Raw genomic sequence first — 17,631 nt, 5'->3', positions numbered from 1 at the left:
GCCTTCACTCCCGATGGTCGTGGGTCTGGGTGATACGGCCTTGTTCCACGTGGAACAAAGCGACTGGCGTTTCCGTCTGCCAGCCTTCCCTCAATAATTCGTGGTCTACACAGGTGATAAACACTTGGCAGCGTAAGTCTTCCAACAAGCGGCATAGCGAGCGGCGGTGCTGCTCGTCGAGTTCTGACGGCAAGTCATCCACCAAATAAATACACTGACCGCGTCGAGCCTGGCTAACCAGATGGCCCTGCGCGATACGCAACGCACAGACCACCAACTTTTGCTGGCCGCGGGACAAGATGTCCGCAGCATTGTGTGCACCTAATCTAAGGCGCAAATCAGCGCGCTGGGGGCCGGCCTGGGTGTGTCCGATTTGCTGATCCCGTTGCAAGGACGTTGCGAGCACTGCACTCAGCTCACGTTCTTTGTCCCAACCGCGGTAATAACTCAGCGTCAGGCCCTCGAGGTCCAACAACTCGCTCAAGGTCTGCTCAAAGACTGGTTTCAAGGCTTTGATATAGGCGCGGCGGTATTCATCTATTTCGTCGCTGGCCAGGCACAGTTCACGGTCCCAGGCTGCTTGCGAAGCGGCGTCAAGTGTACCATGCCGCAGCCATGAGTTCCGCTGCCGCAGGGCCTTCTGCAGCCGCTGCCAAGTGGCCATGAAGCGGGGTTCCACGTGGAACACGCCCCAGTCGAGGAATTGCCGACGGATTTTCGGGGCACCTTCCAGCAATCGAAAGCTGTCGGGGTTGATCAGTTGCAACGGCAGGATCTCTGCCAGTTGCGCTGCGCTGCGCGCATTTTGCCCGTCGATTCGGATCTGAAATTCCCCACCACGATCACGCGATATCCCCAGGCTGCTATGACCGCCCTCAGCCAGTTCCACTTGGCCAAATACGGTACAGGCCAATTGTTCGTACTGAATCACGGGTAACAAACGGGCACTGCGGAAGGAACGCGCAAGCCCCAGCAGATGGATGGCTTCCAGCACACTGGTTTTGCCACTGCCGTTGGCGCCATGGAGGATATTGATGCGGGGGGAAGGGGAGAAGGTCACCGGGTGCAGATTGCGCACCGCGGTGACCGAGACGCGACTGAGGGACATCTAGCTTCTGCTGAGCATGATTACAGGCGCATCGGCATGACAACGTAAGCCGAGTCGTCGTTGTCGGATTCTTGTACCAGGGCGCTGCTGTTGGAGTCCGACAGGATCAGACGAACCTGTTCGGTAGTCATAACACCCAGCACGTCCAACAGGTAGCTCACGTTAAAGCCGATTTCCAGCGATGCGCCGTTGTAGTCGACACCCACTTCTTCTTCCGCCTCTTCCTGTTCCGGGTTGTTGGCCTGGATTTTCAGTTGGCCGTTGGCCAGCTGCAGGCGAATACCACGGTACTTTTCGTTGGACAGAATCGCAGTACGGCTAAAGGCTTCACGCAGAGCCTGACGATCACCGACCACCAGCTTGTCGCCACCTTTAGGCAACACACGCTCGTAGTCCGGGAACTTACCGTCTACCAACTTGGAGGTGAAGGTGAACTCACCGGTGGTCGCGCGAATGTGGTGCTGGCCCAACACGATGCTGACGTTGCCGTCCGGCTCGGTGAGCAAGCGCGCCAGTTCAAGGATACCTTTGCGTGGAACGATTACCTGGTGACGATCCGGCTGACCGATATCGGCACGCATCGAGCACATCGCCAGGCGGTGACCGTCGGTGGCTACAGCACGGATAATGCCTTCCGAGACTTCCAGCAGCATACCGTTGAGGTAGTAACGCACGTCCTGCTGGGCCATTGCGAAGCTGGTGCGCTCGATCAAACGACGCAGCCTGCTTTGCTCCAGGCTGCACGTCAGCGAGCCAGGGCCTTCTTCTACGGTTGGAAAGTCATTGGCCGGCAAGGTCGACAGGGTGAAACGGCTGCGGCCTGCCTTGACCACCAACTTCTGCTCATCCACCTTGATGTCGATCAGCGCATCGTTAGGCAGGCTTTTGCAGATATCCATCAGCTTGCGCGCCGGCACGGTGATCTCGCCGGGTTCGGCAGGCTCTTCGAGCTGGACACGACCCACCAGTTCGACTTCCAGGTCGGTACCGGTCAAGGACAACTGTTGCCCCTCGACCACCAGTAATACGTTGGAAAGCACCGGCAAGGTCTGTCGGCGCTCGACGACGCCTGCGACCAGTTGCAGGGGTTTCAACAGGGCTTCGCGTTGAATGGTGAAATGCATGGTCTAGTCCCTTGCCTTAATAAGCTGCGCTGGTGTCATCACGTAGTCAGTGTACGCAGCAGGTTCTTGTAGTCCTCGCGAATATCCGCGTCGGATTCCTTAAGTTCATTGATCTTGCGGCATGCGTGCAAGACCGTGGTGTGGTCGCGTCCGCCAAACACATCACCGATTTCCGGCAGGCTGTGGTTGGTCAACTCCTTGGAGAGGGCCATGGCAACCTGGCGTGGACGTGCCACCGAGCGCGAACGGCGCTTGGACAGCAGGTCGGAAATCTTGATCTTGTAGTACTCGGCCACGGTGCGCTGGATGTTATCCACACTCACCAGCTTGTCCTGCAAGGCCAACAAGTCTTTCAAGGACTCGCGAATCAGCTCGATGGTGATATCGCGACCCATGAAGTGGGAGTGGGCGATGACCCGCTTGAGCGCGCCTTCCAGCTCACGCACGTTGGAACGGATGCGTTGGGCGATGAAGAACGCAGCATCGTGAGGCAGATCGACTTTAGCCTGGTCGGCCTTCTTCATCAGGATCGCAACGCGGGTTTCCAGCTCCGGTGGCTCCACGGCAACAGTCAGGCCCCAGCCGAAACGAGACTTCAGACGTTCTTCCAGGCCTTCGATTTCCTTCGGGTAACGGTCACTGGTCAAGATGACCTGCTGGCCACCTTCGAGCAGGGCGTTGAAGGTGTGGAAGAACTCCTCTTGGGAACGTTCCTTGCGGGCAAAGAACTGAATGTCATCGATCAACAAGGCATCAACGGAGCGGTAGAAACGTTTGAACTCGTTGATGGCGTTGAGCTGCAAGGCCTTGACCATGTCGGCCACGAAGCGCTCCGAATGCAGGTAAACCACCTTGGCATTCGGGTTCTTCTTTAATAGGTGGTTACCGACGGCGTGCATCAAGTGCGTCTTACCCAAGCCCACGCCGCCATAAAGGAAGAGCGGGTTGTAACCATGCTTGGGGTTATCGGCGACCTGCCAGGCGGCCGCTCGGGCCAGCTGGTTGGACTTGCCTTCGACAAAGTTCTCGAAGGTAAACGTGCGGTTCAGGTAACTGGTGTGCTTGAGCGCGCCTTCTACCTGCACAGTACGTTGCTCGGAGCGCACGGGCGCCTGTTGAGAGCTGGCACCGGCCATCGGGTCGAAGCTGTCGCGGGACGGCTCTTCATTCTCTGGCGCATTATTTTTGCGCGACGACGGCTTGGACGGCGCAGCTGTCGGTGCAGGTGCTGCGGCGACAGGCGCCACTGCAGCTTGGGCTTGCGACGCGGCGGCGGCCAATGGCGCATTCGGCGCGGCGCGAGGAGCTGAGCTGCGCTTGCTGCCTATTAATAAGGAGAGAGCAGGCGCCAGGCCGTTGCCATGTTCGTCGAGCAATTCGAGAACGCGGCCCAGGTACTTCTCGTTGACCCAGTCGAGGACAAAACGATTGGGCGCATAGACACGCAACTCGTCGCCTTCGGCTTCGACCTGTAGCGGACGGATCCAGGTGTTGAATTGCTGGGCAGGCAGCTCATCGCGCAAAAGCTCCACGCACTGCTGCCAAAGTTCCACTGACACGGATATCCCCTAAGTTGAAAGCCGGTGAGGCAAAAACAGCCGCCATTGTAGCGGCCAGCCGTCCACTTATCCACATGTAGGTTGTTCACAGGCCACCCAAAATCAATGCCTTAACCGCAAAAAATGCGACCAGTGGTCTGTGCATAAGCTCTGTGGATAAACCCACCTAAGCTCGTTGTACAAGTGGGGTCGAAAGTCTGTGGGTAACCGGCCTGTGGATAAGTAGCTGTTCCACACACAGCTTATCCGATAGCGCAGCACAGGCAGAGCACCGCTTCTCCCCCGTGTTGTCATTCTCTGTACAACACGTGGAACAAGGGCTCAAGGCAGTTATCCACAGATGATCGCGTCCCTAGCTTTTATAAGCTTTACAGAAAAGCTTTAAATAACTTCCTTCTTTATTTTTATATCTATCGCATGGCAGATGGAAGTCAGACGGGGAGAAGGGCGCCAGGACCCCGTCGACATCTAATTAAAGGAAAAGCTGGTTGGAAATTGACCTAGAGGCTTGCTTTCTCTAGAATCGCCGGTCTCTTAAAACGGGGGCCATTCCGGCCCGTTGTGGACGAACCAGGTAACAACGCCATGAAACGTACTTTCCAACCAAGCACCATCAAACGCGCCCGTACTCACGGCTTCCGTGCTCGCATGGCTACCAAGAACGGCCGTGCTGTCCTGTCGCGTCGCCGCGCCAAAGGTCGTGCGCGTCTGGCAGTTTGATAATCCGGTACTGGTGGTGAGTCAGGACTTCAGTCGGGAAAAGCGTCTGCTAACCCCCCGGCATTTCAAGGCAGTCTTTGACTCCCCCACCGGCAAGGTTCCGGGGAAAAATCTCCTGCTCCTTGCGCGTAACAACGATCTTGATCATCCCCGTCTCGGGTTGGTGATCGGCAAGAAGAGCGTAAAGCTCTCCGTTGAGCGCAATCGCCTCAAGCGTCTGATGCGCGAATCGTTTCGCCTCCACCAGGACACTCTGGTTGGTTGGGATATTGTTATCGTCGCGCGCAAAGGCTTGGGTGATGTAGAAAACCCCGAATTGATTCAGCATTTCGGCAAGCTCTGGAAACGTTTGGCGCGTACCCACAAGCCAGCACCAGCAGTCAGCACCGAAACTGTAGGGGTAGACAGCCTTGATGCGTAAACTGGCAATCGTTCCGATCCAGTTTTATCGCTATGCCATTAGTCCTCTGATGGCCAGCCACTGTCGTTTCTACCCCAGTTGTTCCTGCTACGCGTTAGAGGCCATAGAAAATCATGGTCTTCTGCGCGGTGGCTGGCTGACCTTTCGTCGTTTAGGTCGCTGTCATCCGTGGAATCCCGGTGGTTATGACCCGGTTCCACCTATCCCTACCTCCCGTTCTTCTTCGATGGCCGAGTAATCATGGATATTAAACGCACAATCCTGATCGTCGCCCTGGCAATCGTGTCCTATGTCATGGTCCTTAAATGGAACCAGGACTACGGTCAGGCTGCCCTGCCGACTCAGAATGTTGCTACCAATCAGGCTGCGCCGGCTATTCCGGACACCCCGCTGGGTAACAATGCGTCCGCGAGTGCCGATGTTCCCAGCGCGAATGGCGAGACAAGTGCCCCGTTAGAAACGCCAGTGGTCACCAACAAAGACCTCATCCACGTAAAAACGGATGTGCTCGACCTGGCTATCGACCCACAAGGTGGTGATATCGCACAGCTGAAGCTGCCGCTTTATCCACGTCGCCAAGACCATCCGGATGTGCCGTTCCAACTGTTCGATAACGGCGGTGAACGTACCTATCTGGCGCAAAGCGGCCTGACCGGCACCAATGGTCCGGATGCACGTGCTACCGGTCGTCCGGTTTATTCGACCGAGCAGAAGACTTATCAACTGGCAGACGGCCAGAACCAGTTGAACGTCGACCTGAAATTCAGCCTCGACGGTGTCAACTACATCAAGCGTTTCAGCTTTACCCGCGGTTTGTACGATTTGAAGGTCACTTACCTGATCGACAACACCAGCGACAAAGCCTGGAGCGGCAACCTGTTTGCCCAGCTCAAGCGTGACGCCAGCTCCGATCCGTCTTCCAGCACCGCCACCGGTACCGCCACTTACCTGGGCGCCGCCCTGTGGACAAGTAACGAGCCGTACAAAAAAGTGTCGATGAAAGATATCGACAAGGGCTCGCTGAAAGAAACCGTCCAAGGTGGCTGGGTAGCGTGGCTGCAGCACTATTTCGTGACCGCCTGGATTCCTAACAAGGGTGACGCGAACCTGGTTCAGACCCGCAAGGACAGCCAGGGCAACTACATCATTGGCTTCACTGGCCCGGCGTTGACCGTCGCTCCAGGTGCCAAGGCTGAAACCAGCGCTACCCTGTACGCCGGCCCTAAAAGCCAGGCGGTACTGAAAGAGTTGTCCCCAGGCCTGGAATTGACTGTGGACTACGGCTTCCTGTGGTTCATTGCCCAGCCGATCTTCTGGCTGTTGCAGCATATCCACAGCATCGTCGGTAACTGGGGCTGGTCGATCATCTTTCTGACCATGCTGATCAAAGGGCTTTTCTTCCCTCTGTCGGCAGCCAGCTACAAGTCGATGGCGCGTATGCGCGCCGTGGCCCCGAAACTGGCCGCGCTGAAAGAACAACATGGTGATGACCGGCAGAAAATGTCGCAGGCCATGATGGAGCTGTACAAGAAAGAGAAGATCAACCCGCTGGGTGGATGCTTGCCGATTCTGGTACAGATGCCGGTGTTCCTGTCGCTTTACTGGGTATTGCTGGAAAGCGTTGAAATGCGCCAGGCGCCGTTCATGCTGTGGATAACTGACCTGTCGATCAAAGACCCGTTCTTTATCCTGCCGATCATCATGGGCGCTACCATGTTTATCCAGCAGCGTCTGAACCCAACCCCGCCGGATCCGATGCAGGCCAAGGTAATGAAAATGATGCCAATCATCTTCACCTTCTTCTTCCTGTGGTTCCCTGCTGGCTTGGTACTGTACTGGGTGGTCAACAACGTGTTGTCGATCTCTCAACAGTGGTACATCACACGTAAAATCGAAGCGGCTACCAAAAAAGCCGAGGCGTAATTTACTCTGTGGATAACCACTCAAGACGCCCCCTAGTGGGGCGTTTTGCTTTCCGTCACTTTTGTTCTGGAACCTGCTGATGAGCGCTCCTCGTGAAACCATCGCTGCTGTCGCTACCGCTCAAGGTCGGGGCGGTGTCGGCATCGTTCGAATTTCCGGGCCATTGGCGGGCGTGGCAGCCAAGGCTATCAGCGGCCGGGAGCTGAAACCCCGTTATGCCCATTACGGCCAGTTCCTGGATGCCGACCACAGCGTATTGGACGAGGGGCTGGCCATCTATTTTCCAGGGCCAAACTCGTTCACCGGTGAAGATGTCCTTGAACTACAAGGGCACGGTGGTCCTGTGGTGTTGGACATGCTGCTGCAGCGCTGCTTGCAATTGGGTTGCCGCCTGGCCAGACCCGGGGAATTCAGCGAACGCGCATTCTTGAACGATAAGCTCGACCTGGCCCAGGCCGAAGCTATCGCTGATTTGATCGAAGCCAGTTCTGCACAGGCTGCACGTAACGCGTTGCGCTCATTGCAGGGGGCTTTTTCCCTGCGTGTGCATAACTTGACCGAGCAGTTGATCAGTCTGCGCATCTACGTCGAAGCCGCGATTGATTTTCCGGAAGAAGAAATCGACTTTCTGGCGGATGGCCATGTATTGGCGATGCTGGACAAAGTCCGCGATGAGTTATCCACAGTGCTGCGTGAAGCCGGGCAGGGCGCCTTACTGCGCGATGGTATGACGGTGGTAATTGCCGGCCGGCCCAATGCCGGCAAATCCAGCCTGCTCAATGCTCTTGCAGGGCGCGAGGCGGCCATCGTCACCGAGATCGCCGGCACTACACGGGATATCTTGCGCGAGCATATCCACATCGACGGTATGCCGCTGCACGTGGTCGACACCGCTGGTCTGCGCGACACCGACGACCAGGTGGAAAAGATCGGCGTGGAACGTGCGCTCAAGGCGATCAGCGAAGCCGATCGGGTGTTGCTGGTGGTGGATGCCACTGCACCGGAAGCTGTGGATCCTTTTGCCTTGTGGCCCGAATTCCTTGAACAACGGCCAGACCCGGCCAAAGTCACCTTGATCCGTAACAAGGCCGACCTTACGGGTGAAGCCATCGCCCTGGAAACCAGTGAAGATGGCCACGTCACGATCAGCTTGAGCGCGAAATCGGCCGGTGAGGGTCTGGAATTGCTGCGCGAACACCTTAAAGCCTGCATGGGCTACGAACAGACCTCGGAAAGCAGCTTCAGTGCGCGGCGCAGGCACCTGGAAGCGCTGCGTCATGCCAGCGCGGCCCTGGAGCACGGGCGCGCTCAGTTGACCTTGGCGGGGGCTGGGGAGCTGCTGGCTGAAGATCTGCGTCAGGCGCAGCAGCTGTTGGGTGAAATCACCGGCGCTTTCAGTTCGGATGATTTGCTGGGGCGGATTTTCTCAAGCTTTTGCATTGGCAAGTAACCGAGTTATCCACACCGTCTACCAGTTGTAAGACACCGTACCGAGCAAGGTACGGCTGTCGCCCCAATAGCAACGCCCCGCATCGTTGCAACCGGATACATATTCCTTGTCGAACAGGTTCTTGGCGTTCAGGTCCACCGACCAGTGTGGGTTGATCTGATAACCCAGTGCCGCATCCACCAAGGTGACGCTACCTGCGTCCAGCTTCCCGTAGAGCGTAGGCGGGGTGTAGGAAAAGGTACTGTCGAAATAGCGCACCCCGCCGCCCGCGGAGAAACCCTTGAGTTGGCCGTCGAGAAAGCGATATTTGCCCCACACCGAAGCCTGGTTACGCGGCACGCCCGTCATCTGACGGCCTTCTACCAGCGAAGTGGCCGAATCCTTGGTTATCCGGGCGTCGGTGTAGGTATAGGCTGCCGTCACGTTGAAGTTGGAGCTGATGTTACTGTTGACCTCGACTTCCACGCCCTTGGCGCGACTTTCACCGACTTGGCGATAGCTGTTGGTGGTGGCATCAAGGTAGGTATCGTCCTGCTTGCGCAGGTCATACACCGACACGGTCATCGCCGTATCCCAGCCGATCGGTTCGTACTTAACGCCCACTTCGTATTGGCTGCTGGTGATCGGTTTCAACGGCGAGCCGGCGTTGGAGATCTGCTGCACGGGGACAAACGCGGTGGAATAGCTGACATACGGCGTAAGGCCGTTGTCGAACTGGTACATCACCCCGCCCTGGTAAGTGAATTTACGATCCTGTGAGTTGATATTGCTCGATGGCTTGACCTTGTCTCGGTAATCGCTGTCGACCCAGTCCTGGCGACCGCCGAGCAGAAAGAGCCAATGGTCGTATTTGCTTTGGATCTGTGCATAAACCCCTTTCATCTGCTGTTCAAGCAAAGTGTTTTGCACTGCCAGGGGAGTGAGCGGGTCGCGCAGGTACACCGGGTTATACACATCGATGGTGCCGGCGAAACCCGCATCCCAGTCTTGATTGAACGAGGTTCGGTCATAGCTGGCGCCCAATAGCACTGTGTTTTCCACACTGCCCAACTGGAACTTGCCTTCGAGCTGGTTATCCAGGGAATAGACCATCGACTTGTTGTAGCGGTCGTAGGCGTTCATGTTCAGCCGGGTGCCGAAGCCACCGTTATTCAATGAGCCAGGCCAGGTTTCGTGCCGGTTGATACGTGACTGCATATAGCGCGAGTTCTGACGGAACTGCCAGTCATCATTGAAGCTGTGGCTGAACTCATAGCCGGTGCTCCACGCTTCGCGTTCAAAGGTGTTCCAGTCCGGGTTGCCCAGCAAGGTGTGTTTGGACAGCTTGCCGTTGGGATTTGTAAGCAGGGTACCGGCGGCGGGTAGGCCGAGTTCCAGGTTGGTATGGTCTTTCTGATAGTTGGCCAGCAGCGTCAGGGTGTTGTAGTCGTCGAAGTTCAGGGTCAGGGATGGCGCGATATACAGACGATCGTCCGGAACGTGATCGGTCTGCGTGTCGGATTTACGCCCCAGCATCACCACCCGGCCCAGGACAGTGTCACTGTCGTTGAGCGGGCCCGAGATATCCACACCCAACTGGCGTCGATTATTCGAACCATAACTCACCTGCACCTCGCCTTGCGGGGTTGCAGTCGGGTGTTTACTCACCAGATTAACCAAGCCACCGGGTGCGTTTTCACCGTAGAGCAGGGAAGAAGGACCTCGGAAAATCTCGACCCGTTCCAGGCCGTAGGGTTCGCTGGTGGTGTCGTATCGATTGCCTTGAACTCGCAGGCCATCTCGCAGCAGGCCGTAGCCGTAATCCGTGGCGTTGAAACCGCGTATGAAAAACAGATCGCCTGCCAAGCCGTCGCCCGCCGCGAACGGTGGGGCGAAGATTCCCGGTACGTAGCCCAGCACTTCTGTCAGGGTCTGGGACTTCTGGTCCTTGATACGCTGGCCAGTGACAACGGACACCGAACGCGGGGTCTCGGACAGCGGTGTGCTGGTCTTCGTGCCGATCCGGCTGCTCTGAGCCTTGTAGCCTACATCCCCGGCGATCTCTTGATTGAAGCCGCCCTGTTGATAAGCGCTGACGGTGGTAGGGGCCAAGGTCAATTGGCCAGCAGGTGCCGCCTGTAATACATAGCTGCCGGGAGCCTGTGCGACCGCCTGCAGGTCCGAGTTCTGCAACAGTAGCGCAAAGCCCTGGTCCACCGAATAGTCACCTTGCAGCCCTGGCGTATTCAAACGCGCCGTTTGCTGTGGCGAGAAGGACAGAATCACATTGGCCTTGGCGGCAAACTGGCTCAAGGCGTTGTCCAGCGGGCCTGCGGCAATGGCAAAGTGTTGCGTTGCGCTGGCGGCCATGACGGTGGTGGATAACAACACACCGGTCGTAGCGGTGATGAACTGCAGACCGTACGTCATGCCATGGCAGGAAAGTCGTTTGCGGAGCGGGGTGGGAAGGCGCATAGGTGAGTAAGCCCTGAAGGTAGCGTCGTGATTACCTGTAGGGCCGCACCAGGTCAAAAAAAGATAACCCCTCTGTGGATTATTTTTCGATTAGCCGATCCGGGTGACCGACACCCAATAGCGCGTAAAGTATTTCACTTGAATCGGCAGGCTCGCTTGCAGGTTAGCGAGGACGGCATCGGTTGAGTCCAGACGGAATGTCCCGGAAACGCGTAGGCCCGCAGAGGCTGGGTCGCAGTGCAATACGCCCGGCCGATAGCGCGCCAACTCATCGATAACTTCTCCTAGCCGAGCATCGAGCACGATCAGTTGGCCATCGACCCAGGCGGCCTGTACACCGCCATATCGCTGGGCAGGGCGCACATTGTGCCGATCAAACTCTGCGCTCTCACCCGCGCCCATAGTGCGGCGAAGTTCGGGTTGGTCGCCGGGGGATATCTCAACCCGTTCTTCCAAGACGCCCACCCGCGTGGCATCCGGCAGTTGGCGCACAGTAAACCGAGTGCCCAGCGCCTTGACCCGGCCTTGGCGAGTTTCTACATAAAACGGTAAGTGCCCACCCCGCGTGCCGGTGTGGATAAGTACTTCACCCTCGCGCAGACGGATCAAACGTTGGTACCCGTCAAAGGCCACATCGATAGCGGTATGAGTATTGAGATTGATCTGCGTGCCATCCGCCAACTCGATGCGCCGCCTCTGGCCCACCGACGTGCGGTAATCAGCCCATGCGTTACCCAACGACGTATGTTGCTGGACGTTCCAGCCCAGGTAGCCACTGCCGCCAAGCACCAGCATCCACTTGAGTACCTGGCGCCGCTGTTGCGTGGTGGATAACGCGCGGCGTGTGAGATCAGGGGGCAGGCCACCGAGGCTGCGTTGCAACTGCTCCATCTGGTCCCAAGCCGCCTGGTGGGACGGGTCATGATTAAGCCACTGCTGCCACGCTTGATGTTGTGCGGGCGTCGGTGATTGCGACTGGAATTGCACATACCAACTGGCAGCGACCTCGAACGTCTTGCGGTCAGGGCTGACCATTACCGGCTGGCCATGATCAGGGAGCACTCGGTGAGGGCACGGATCATGTGTTTCTTCACCGTGGTCAGCGATACCTGCAGTAGATCGGCGATCTGTTGATAAGTCAGCCCTTCAATCTGTGCCAGCATGAAAATTCGCCGTGCACGCTCACCCAGCCCAGACAGCGCTTTATCCACAGCCACCAGGGTTTCGATGATGATTGCCTTGTCTTCCTCACTGATAGCCGTGGCTTCAGGACGCTCTGCCAGGGTCTGCCTGTAGGCCTGCTCGATGGCATGCCGGCGATACCGATCAATCACCAGGCCCCTGGCGATGGTGGCCAGATAGTCCCGTGGTTCGAGGATCTGCGCCGCATGTCGTCCACCGAGCATGCGCACGAACGTGTCGTGGGCCACATCGGCTGCATCGCTGGCGTTATGCAATTTTCCCTTGAGCCATCCGCGCAACCACGAATGGTGCTGTTCATAGATGTGGTGGACCGCTGCGGTATGTGAGGAGGGAGGCATAGGCGCGACAAGGCAGGTTAATGATAATCGCTATTATTAACTGGCCCAGTGTTTTCCCACAATAGATCTGTTTTTGTCCCACCCGGGATTAATTCCCAGCTTTGCCGTGGACGAAATCGGCCGTTTCTGTGGATTAAGCCCTGTGAATAACCGCTCCTGTGCCCAGTTGATAACAGGGCGTGAAACCTGCGTAAAAACCCATCTGTGGATAACCGGTCGTTTAATCCACAGGCTTAAAGCACTTATCCAAGGGCCTCATTGGCAGATGACCACAACGTTTTGAATCGCTGTACACATTGTAAACAAAGGCCTGTAGAGATCTATCCACAGAAATGTTGCTCAGTATAAATAAACATAAAAACAAAGATTTAATAAATTTCTCTCTTTTAATTTCTATTGTCTGTGATTCATCCACAGCTGGTTAAATTTTGTGCAAAGGGTTCTTTAGGAAGCCCTAAGTCCCTATACTTGCCCGCAAAGCTCTAAAACCCTTTCAACAAACAATTCCTGATTACCTACATAAGCAGGCACGAGGTGCGTGGTGGATTTCCCTTCCCGTTTTGAAGTGATCGTCATCGGCGGCGGTCATGCCGGTACCGAGGCAGCACTGGCGTCAGCACGCATGGGTGTAAAAACCCTGTTGCTGACGCATAACGTGGAAACCCTCGGTGCCATGAGTTGCAACCCCGCAATTGGCGGGATTGGCAAAAGCCATCTGGTCAAGGAAATCGATGCCCTTGGCGGGGTAATGGCGATGGCCACCGACAAGGGTGGTATTCAATTTCGCGTGCTCAACAGCCGTAAAGGCCCGGCCGTACGTGCTACCCGGGCTCAGGCCGACCGCATCCTGTACAAGGCAGCGGTACGCGAAACCCTGGAAAACCAGCCGAACCTGTGGATATTTCAGCAGGCCGCCGATGACTTGATCGTCGAGCAGGACCAGGTACGTGGTGTTGTTACACAAATGGGTCTGCGTTTTCATGCAGATTCGGTCGTACTGACCACGGGCACGTTCCTGGGCGGACTTATCCACATCGGTATGCAAAATTATTCCGGTGGCCGTGCCGGTGACCCGCCGTCGATCGCCCTGGCAAAACGTCTGCGTGAACTACCGCTGCGCGTCGGCCGCTTGAAAACCGGGACCCCGCCACGCATTGATGGGCGTTCTGTGGATTTCTCGATGATGACCGAGCAAGCCGGCGACACGCCGATCCCGGTCATGTCGTTCATGGGTTCCAAAGAACAGCACCCGAAACAGGTCAGCTGCTGGATTACCCACACCAACGCCCGTACCCACGAAATCATTGCCGCGAACCTTGATCGTTCGCCGATGTATTCCGGGGTGATCGAAGGCATTGGCCCGCGGTATTGCCCGTCGATCGAAGACAAGATCCACCGCTTTGCCGACAAGGAAAGCCACCAGGTCTTTATCGAACCCGAAGGCCTGACCACCCACGAGCTGTACCCCAACGGAATTTCCACTTCGCTGCCGTTCGATGTGCAAATCCAGATCGTGCAGTCGATTCGCGGTATGGAAAACGCGCACATCGTGCGTCCGGGCTACGCCATCGAGTACGACTACTTCGACCCGCGCGACCTGAAATACAGCCTGGAAACCAAAGTGATCGGTGGCCTGTTCTTCGCCGGCCAAATCAACGGCACCACCGGTTATGAAGAAGCCGGGGCCCAAGGTTTGCTGGCCGGGACCAACGCAGCATTGCGTGCACAGGGCAAAGACAGCTGGTGCCCGCGTCGCGATGAAGCCTACATCGGCGTATTGGTCGACGACCTGATTACCCTGGGTACCCAGGAACCGTACCGGATGTTCACATCTCGGGCGGAATACCGTCTGATCCTGCGCGAAGACAACGCCGACCTGCGCTTGACCGAAAAAGGTCGCGAGCTGGGCCTGGTCGATGACGCCCGCTGGGCGGCCTTCTGCAAAAAACGCGAAAGCATTGCGCTCGAAGAACAGCGTCTGAAAAGTACCTGGGTTCGCCCGGGCACGGAGCAGGGCGACGCCATCGCAGAAAAATTCGGCACGCCGTTGACCCATGAGTACAACTTGCTCAACCTGCTTTCCCGTCCGGAAATCGACTACGCTGGTTTGGTCGAAGTGACAGGCCAGGGCGCTGAAGACCCACAAGTTGCCGAACAGGTGGAGATCAAGACCAAGTACGCCGGTTACATTGATCGCCAGCAGGACGAAATTGCTCGCCTGCGCGCCAGTGAAGACACCAAGCTGCCTGTGGATATCGACTACACCGGGATTTCCGGGTTGTCGAAAGAAATCCAAAGCAAGTTGGGGATAACTCGTCCGGAAACCCTCGGGCAGGCTTCACGTATTCCTGGCGTCACCCCGGCAGCCATCTCGCTGTTGATGATTCATTTGAAAAAACGCGGCGCGGGCCGTCAGTTGGAGCAAAGCGCTTGAGTTCGTTGGTCACCTCGCAACACGCCGAAGAGTTATCCACAGGAGCGCGCCAGTTGGGCGTTGCGCTGACCGAAGCCCAGCATGAGCTACTGCTGGGCTACCTCGCCCTGTTGATCAAATGGAACAAGGCTTACAACCTGACCGCAGTGCGTGATCCGGACGAAATGGTCTCGCGCCATCTGCTCGATAGTCTTAGTGTTATGCCATTCATCGAAAATGGTCGCTGGCTGGATGTCGGCAGCGGCGGCGGAATGCCCGGTATTCCGCTGGCGATTCTGTTTCCCGAGTCGCAAGTGACCTGCCTGGACAGCAACGGCAAGAAAACCCGCTTCCTGACCCAGGTCAAACTCGAACTCAAGCTGGACAACCTGCAAGTTATCCACAGCCGCGTCGAAGCCTTCACGCCTGAACAGCCCTTCAACGGAATTGTTTCCCGGGCGTTCAGCAGCATGGAGAACTTCAGCAACTGGACCCGCCACCTTGGCGATCGCGACACGCGCTGGCTGGCAATGAAGGGCGTCCATCCAAGCGACGAGCTGTTAGCATTGCCGGCAGACTTCCACCTCGATAGCGAACACGCCTTGGCCGTACCTGGTTGCCAAGGCCAACGCCATCTGCTGATACTGCGCCGCACGGCATGATTGGGAACACAAGCAAGAATGGCTAAGGTATTCGCGATAGCGAACCAGAAAGGTGGCGTGGGTAAAACCACCACCTGTATCAACCTCGCAGCATCCCTGGTCGCGACCAAGCGTCGGGTGCTGTTGATCGATCTCGATCCACAGGGCAACGCCACCATGGGTAGCGGTGTGGATAAACACGGCCTGGAAAACTCGGTCTACGATTTGCTGATTGGCGAATGCGACCTGGCCCAGGCCATGCATTATTCCGAGCACGGCGGTTACCAACTGCTGCCGGCCAACCGCGATCTGACCGCGGCGGAAGTGGTGCTGCTGGAAATGCAGATGAAAGAAAGCCGTCTGCGCAGCGCCCTGGCGCCCATTCGCGACAACTACGATTACATCTTGATCGACTGCCCACCGTCGCTGTCGATGCTCACGCTTAACGCGCTGGTGGCCGCCGATGGGGTAATTATCCCCATGCAGTGCGAGTACTACGCGTTGGAAGGCCTGAGTGACCTTGTGGATAACATCAAGCGCATTGCCGAGTTGCTCAACCCGAAACTGCAGATCGAAGGCTTGTTGCGGACCATGTTCGACCCGCGCCTGAGCCTGATGAACGATGTGTCGGCGCAGCTCAAGGAACACTTCGGTGACCAGCTGTACGACACCGTGATTCCACGCAACATCCGTCTGGCCGAAGCGCCAAGCTATGGCATGCCGGCGCTGGCGTACGACAAATCCTCGCGTGGCGCCATCGCCTACCTGGCATTGGCTGGCGAGATGGTTCGCCGCCAACGCCGTAATTCACGCACCGCTGCAGCCCAGCCAACTTAAGGAATCCCCATGGCCGTCAAGAAACGAGGTCTCGGACGTGGACTGGATGCACTGTTGAGTGGTCCGACCGTCACATCGCTTGAAGAACAAGCGGTGCAGGCCGACGAGCGCGAGCTGCAGCACTTGCCGCTGGACCTGATCCAGCGCGGCAAATACCAGCCACGTCGGGACATGGACCCCCAGGCCCTGGAAGAACTGTCCAACTCGATCAAGGCTCAGGGCGTGATGCAGCCCATCGTGGTGCGCCCCATTGGCGGTGGCCGCTTTGAGATTATCGCCGGGGAGCGCCGCTGGCGTGCCAGCCAGCAGGCAGGCAAGGAGACTATCCCGGCGATGGTGCGCGACGTGCCGGATGAAACCGCAATCGCCATGGCACTGATCGAAAATATTCAGCGTGAAGACCTCAACCCGATCGAAGAAGCGATTGCGTTGCAGCGTTTGCAGCAGGAATTCCAGCTCACCCAGCAACAAGTGGCCGAGGCAGTGGGCAAGTCCCGCGTCACCGTGTCCAACTTGTTGCGTTTGATCGCGCTACCGGAAGTGATCAAGACCATGTTGTCCCACGGCGACCTGGAAATGGGCCATGCCCGTGCGTTGCTCGGTTTGCCGGAAAATCAACAGGTTGAAGGGGCGCGACACGTTGTCGCACGAGGGCTCACCGTTCGTCAGACCGAGGCCCTCGTTCGCCAGTGGCTCAGCGGTAAACCTGCACCGGTCGAAACCGCCAAACCTGATCCGGATATCGCGCGCCTTGAGCAGCGCCTGGCCGAGCGGCTAGGCTCTGCGGTGCAAATTCGCCACGGCAAGAAGGGCAAAGGGCAGTTGGTCATCGGATATAACTCACTCGATGAGCTTCAGGGCGTCCTTGCCCACATCCGCTGAAACATTTGCTTATGTAGCGCGTGATCGGAAATCACTACCCGACAGTTGAATAGGGGCTGAACCGCCCCTATACTCTGCGCGCATTTTGTCGGCACAAATTATGCCAAGTTATTGATTTCCGGCAGCCGACCATTGAGGAGCAAGAGTGATGGAAACCCGCACGCCAAACACGTTGCCGTTCCATCGCTTGGCTGTTTTTCCGGTTCTACTGGCTCAATTTGTCATTTTGCTGATCGCCGCATTGGCGCTCTGGTATTGGCATGGAGTCGTAGCCGGGTATTCAGGACTCTGCGGAGGCCTGATAGCCTTGCTGCCCAATATGTATTTTGCTCACAGGGCCTTTCGGTTTTCCGGCGCCCGAGCAGCCCAGGCTATCGTCCGGTCTTTTTATGCCGGCGAAGCAGGGAAACTGATTTTGACGGCAGTGCTGTTTGCACTGACCTTTGCAGGTGTGAAGCCATTGGCGCCGCTGGCTGTATTCGGCGTCTTCGTGTTGACCCAACTGGTCAGCTGGTTCGCTCCCCTGCTAATGAAAACAAGACTTTCGAAACCTTAGGG

16 protein-coding genes are annotated in these 17,631 nt (G+C 57.1%); 10 read left to right on the top strand and 6 right to left on the bottom strand.

Features of this window, described 5'->3' with window-relative positions; translation table 11 throughout:
• Nucleotides 1–4: 4 nt before the first annotated feature.
• From recF to dnaA, 3 genes are read right to left on the bottom strand one after another with little or no spacing between them, the layout of a single operon-like run.
• A complete protein-coding gene (gene recF / locus AC4PS6_RS11075; protein WP_003187251.1) occupies nucleotides 5–1,108 on the bottom strand; it encodes a DNA replication/repair protein RecF in 1,104 nt (367 codons plus the stop codon).
• A gap of 20 nt (nucleotides 1,109–1,128) precedes the next feature.
• Entirely contained in the window at nucleotides 1,129–2,232 is a 1,104-nt protein-coding gene (gene dnaN, locus AC4PS6_RS11070; protein WP_073452723.1) for a DNA polymerase III subunit beta, read from the bottom strand.
• 38 nt (nucleotides 2,233–2,270) lie between these two features.
• The gene (dnaA, locus tag AC4PS6_RS11065; protein ID WP_032901521.1) at nucleotides 2,271–3,791 is read right to left on the bottom strand and encodes a chromosomal replication initiator protein DnaA; all 1,521 of its coding nucleotides are present in this window, start codon (nucleotides 3,789–3,791) and stop codon (nucleotides 2,271–2,273) included.
• Nucleotides 3,792–4,376: 585 nt separating this feature from the next.
• Here dnaA and rpmH point away from each other — a divergent pair.
• From rpmH to mnmE, 5 genes are all read left to right on the top strand, one after another.
• Entirely contained in the window at nucleotides 4,377–4,511 is a 135-nt protein-coding gene (gene rpmH / locus AC4PS6_RS11060; RefSeq protein ID WP_003213577.1) for a 50S ribosomal protein L34, read from the top strand.
• A 13-nt stretch (nucleotides 4,512–4,524) separates the two neighbouring features.
• The gene (rnpA, locus tag AC4PS6_RS11055; protein ID WP_020302575.1) at nucleotides 4,525–4,932 is read left to right on the top strand and encodes a ribonuclease P protein component; all 408 of its coding nucleotides are present in this window, start codon (nucleotides 4,525–4,527) and stop codon (nucleotides 4,930–4,932) included.
• A complete protein-coding gene (yidD, locus tag AC4PS6_RS11050; RefSeq protein WP_019816912.1) occupies nucleotides 4,925–5,170 on the top strand; it encodes a membrane protein insertion efficiency factor YidD in 246 nt (81 codons plus the stop codon). Before rnpA ends, yidD begins: the two co-directional genes overlap by 8 nt.
• Nucleotides 5,171–5,172: 2 nt before the next feature.
• Nucleotides 5,173–6,855 carry a membrane protein insertase YidC gene (gene yidC, locus AC4PS6_RS11045; RefSeq protein WP_014720596.1) on the top strand — a complete coding sequence of 561 codons (1,683 nt, stop codon included), beginning with the start codon at nucleotides 5,173–5,175 and terminating at the stop codon, nucleotides 6,853–6,855.
• Nucleotides 6,856–6,934: 79 nt separating this feature from the next.
• Complete coding sequence (gene mnmE / locus AC4PS6_RS11040) at nucleotides 6,935–8,305, top strand: tRNA uridine-5-carboxymethylaminomethyl(34) synthesis GTPase MnmE (protein ID WP_014720595.1); 1,371 nt, start codon at nucleotides 6,935–6,937, stop codon at nucleotides 8,303–8,305.
• Nucleotides 8,306–8,323: 18 nt separating this feature from the next.
• Here the strand turns inward: mnmE and AC4PS6_RS11035 are convergent, their stop codons facing one another.
• The 3 genes from AC4PS6_RS11035 to AC4PS6_RS11025 form a co-directional block, all read right to left on the bottom strand.
• A complete protein-coding gene (locus AC4PS6_RS11035; RefSeq protein WP_492180808.1) occupies nucleotides 8,324–10,759 on the bottom strand; it encodes a TonB-dependent siderophore receptor in 2,436 nt (811 codons plus the stop codon).
• Between the two features lie 90 nt (nucleotides 10,760–10,849).
• Nucleotides 10,850–11,794: a FecR domain-containing protein gene (locus AC4PS6_RS11030; RefSeq protein WP_073452715.1), complete on the bottom strand. Its 945-nt coding sequence runs from the start codon at nucleotides 11,792–11,794 to the stop codon at nucleotides 10,850–10,852.
• Complete coding sequence (locus tag AC4PS6_RS11025; protein WP_032901518.1) at nucleotides 11,794–12,300, bottom strand: sigma-70 family RNA polymerase sigma factor; 507 nt, start codon at nucleotides 12,298–12,300, stop codon at nucleotides 11,794–11,796. The genes AC4PS6_RS11030 and AC4PS6_RS11025 overlap by 1 nt, the downstream gene beginning before the upstream one ends.
• Nucleotides 12,301–12,841: 541 nt before the next feature.
• On the opposite strand from AC4PS6_RS11025, the gene mnmG reads away from it, so the two are divergent.
• From mnmG to AC4PS6_RS11000, 5 genes are all read left to right on the top strand, one after another.
• A complete protein-coding gene (gene mnmG / locus AC4PS6_RS11020) occupies nucleotides 12,842–14,734 on the top strand; it encodes a tRNA uridine-5-carboxymethylaminomethyl(34) synthesis enzyme MnmG (protein WP_014720591.1) in 1,893 nt (630 codons plus the stop codon).
• The gene (rsmG, locus tag AC4PS6_RS11015) at nucleotides 14,731–15,375 is read left to right on the top strand and encodes a 16S rRNA (guanine(527)-N(7))-methyltransferase RsmG (RefSeq protein ID WP_020302581.1); all 645 of its coding nucleotides are present in this window, start codon (nucleotides 14,731–14,733) and stop codon (nucleotides 15,373–15,375) included. The genes mnmG and rsmG overlap by 4 nt, the downstream gene beginning before the upstream one ends.
• Nucleotides 15,376–15,393: 18 nt before the next feature.
• Nucleotides 15,394–16,191: a ParA family protein gene (locus tag AC4PS6_RS11010; RefSeq protein WP_003195891.1), complete on the top strand. Its 798-nt coding sequence runs from the start codon at nucleotides 15,394–15,396 to the stop codon at nucleotides 16,189–16,191.
• A 9-nt stretch (nucleotides 16,192–16,200) separates the two neighbouring features.
• Entirely contained in the window at nucleotides 16,201–17,073 is an 873-nt protein-coding gene (locus AC4PS6_RS11005; RefSeq protein WP_003195890.1) for a ParB/RepB/Spo0J family partition protein, read from the top strand.
• A gap of 148 nt (nucleotides 17,074–17,221) precedes the next feature.
• Complete coding sequence (locus AC4PS6_RS11000) at nucleotides 17,222–17,629, top strand: F0F1 ATP synthase subunit I (RefSeq protein ID WP_010565865.1); 408 nt, start codon at nucleotides 17,222–17,224, stop codon at nucleotides 17,627–17,629.
• The last annotated feature ends 2 nt before the right edge of the window (nucleotides 17,630–17,631 follow it).

Source organism: Pseudomonas sp. DW-iso17, assembly GCF_058725345.1.
Note: the sequence above shows the minus strand (reverse complement) of the source record. Positions and strands in the feature narration are given on the sequence as shown.

Excerpts from the sequence above, each read along its gene's own strand:
- recF (WP_003187251.1), bottom strand. The coding sequence starts at position 1,108 with ATGTCCCTCAGTCGCGTCTCGGTCACCGCGGTGCGCAATCTGCACCCG.
- dnaN (WP_073452723.1), bottom strand. The coding sequence starts at position 2,232 with ATGCATTTCACCATTCAACGCGAAGCCCTGTTGAAACCCCTGCAACTG.
- rpmH (WP_003213577.1), top strand. The coding sequence starts at position 4,377 with ATGAAACGTACTTTCCAACCAAGCACCATCAAACGCGCCCGTACTCAC.
- yidD (WP_019816912.1), top strand. The coding sequence starts at position 4,925 with ATGCGTAAACTGGCAATCGTTCCGATCCAGTTTTATCGCTATGCCATT.
- yidC (WP_014720596.1), top strand. The coding sequence starts at position 5,173 with ATGGATATTAAACGCACAATCCTGATCGTCGCCCTGGCAATCGTGTCC.
- mnmE (WP_014720595.1), top strand. The coding sequence starts at position 6,935 with ATGAGCGCTCCTCGTGAAACCATCGCTGCTGTCGCTACCGCTCAAGGT.
- AC4PS6_RS11035 (WP_492180808.1), bottom strand. The coding sequence starts at position 10,759 with ATGCGCCTTCCCACCCCGCTCCGCAAACGACTTTCCTGCCATGGCATG.
- AC4PS6_RS11030 (WP_073452715.1), bottom strand. The coding sequence starts at position 11,794 with ATGGTCAGCCCTGACCGCAAGACGTTCGAGGTCGCTGCCAGTTGGTAT.
- AC4PS6_RS11025 (WP_032901518.1), bottom strand. The coding sequence starts at position 12,300 with ATGCCTCCCTCCTCACATACCGCAGCGGTCCACCACATCTATGAACAG.
- AC4PS6_RS11010 (WP_003195891.1), top strand. The coding sequence starts at position 15,394 with ATGGCTAAGGTATTCGCGATAGCGAACCAGAAAGGTGGCGTGGGTAAA.
- AC4PS6_RS11005 (WP_003195890.1), top strand. The coding sequence starts at position 16,201 with ATGGCCGTCAAGAAACGAGGTCTCGGACGTGGACTGGATGCACTGTTG.
- AC4PS6_RS11000 (WP_010565865.1), top strand. The coding sequence starts at position 17,222 with ATGGAAACCCGCACGCCAAACACGTTGCCGTTCCATCGCTTGGCTGTT.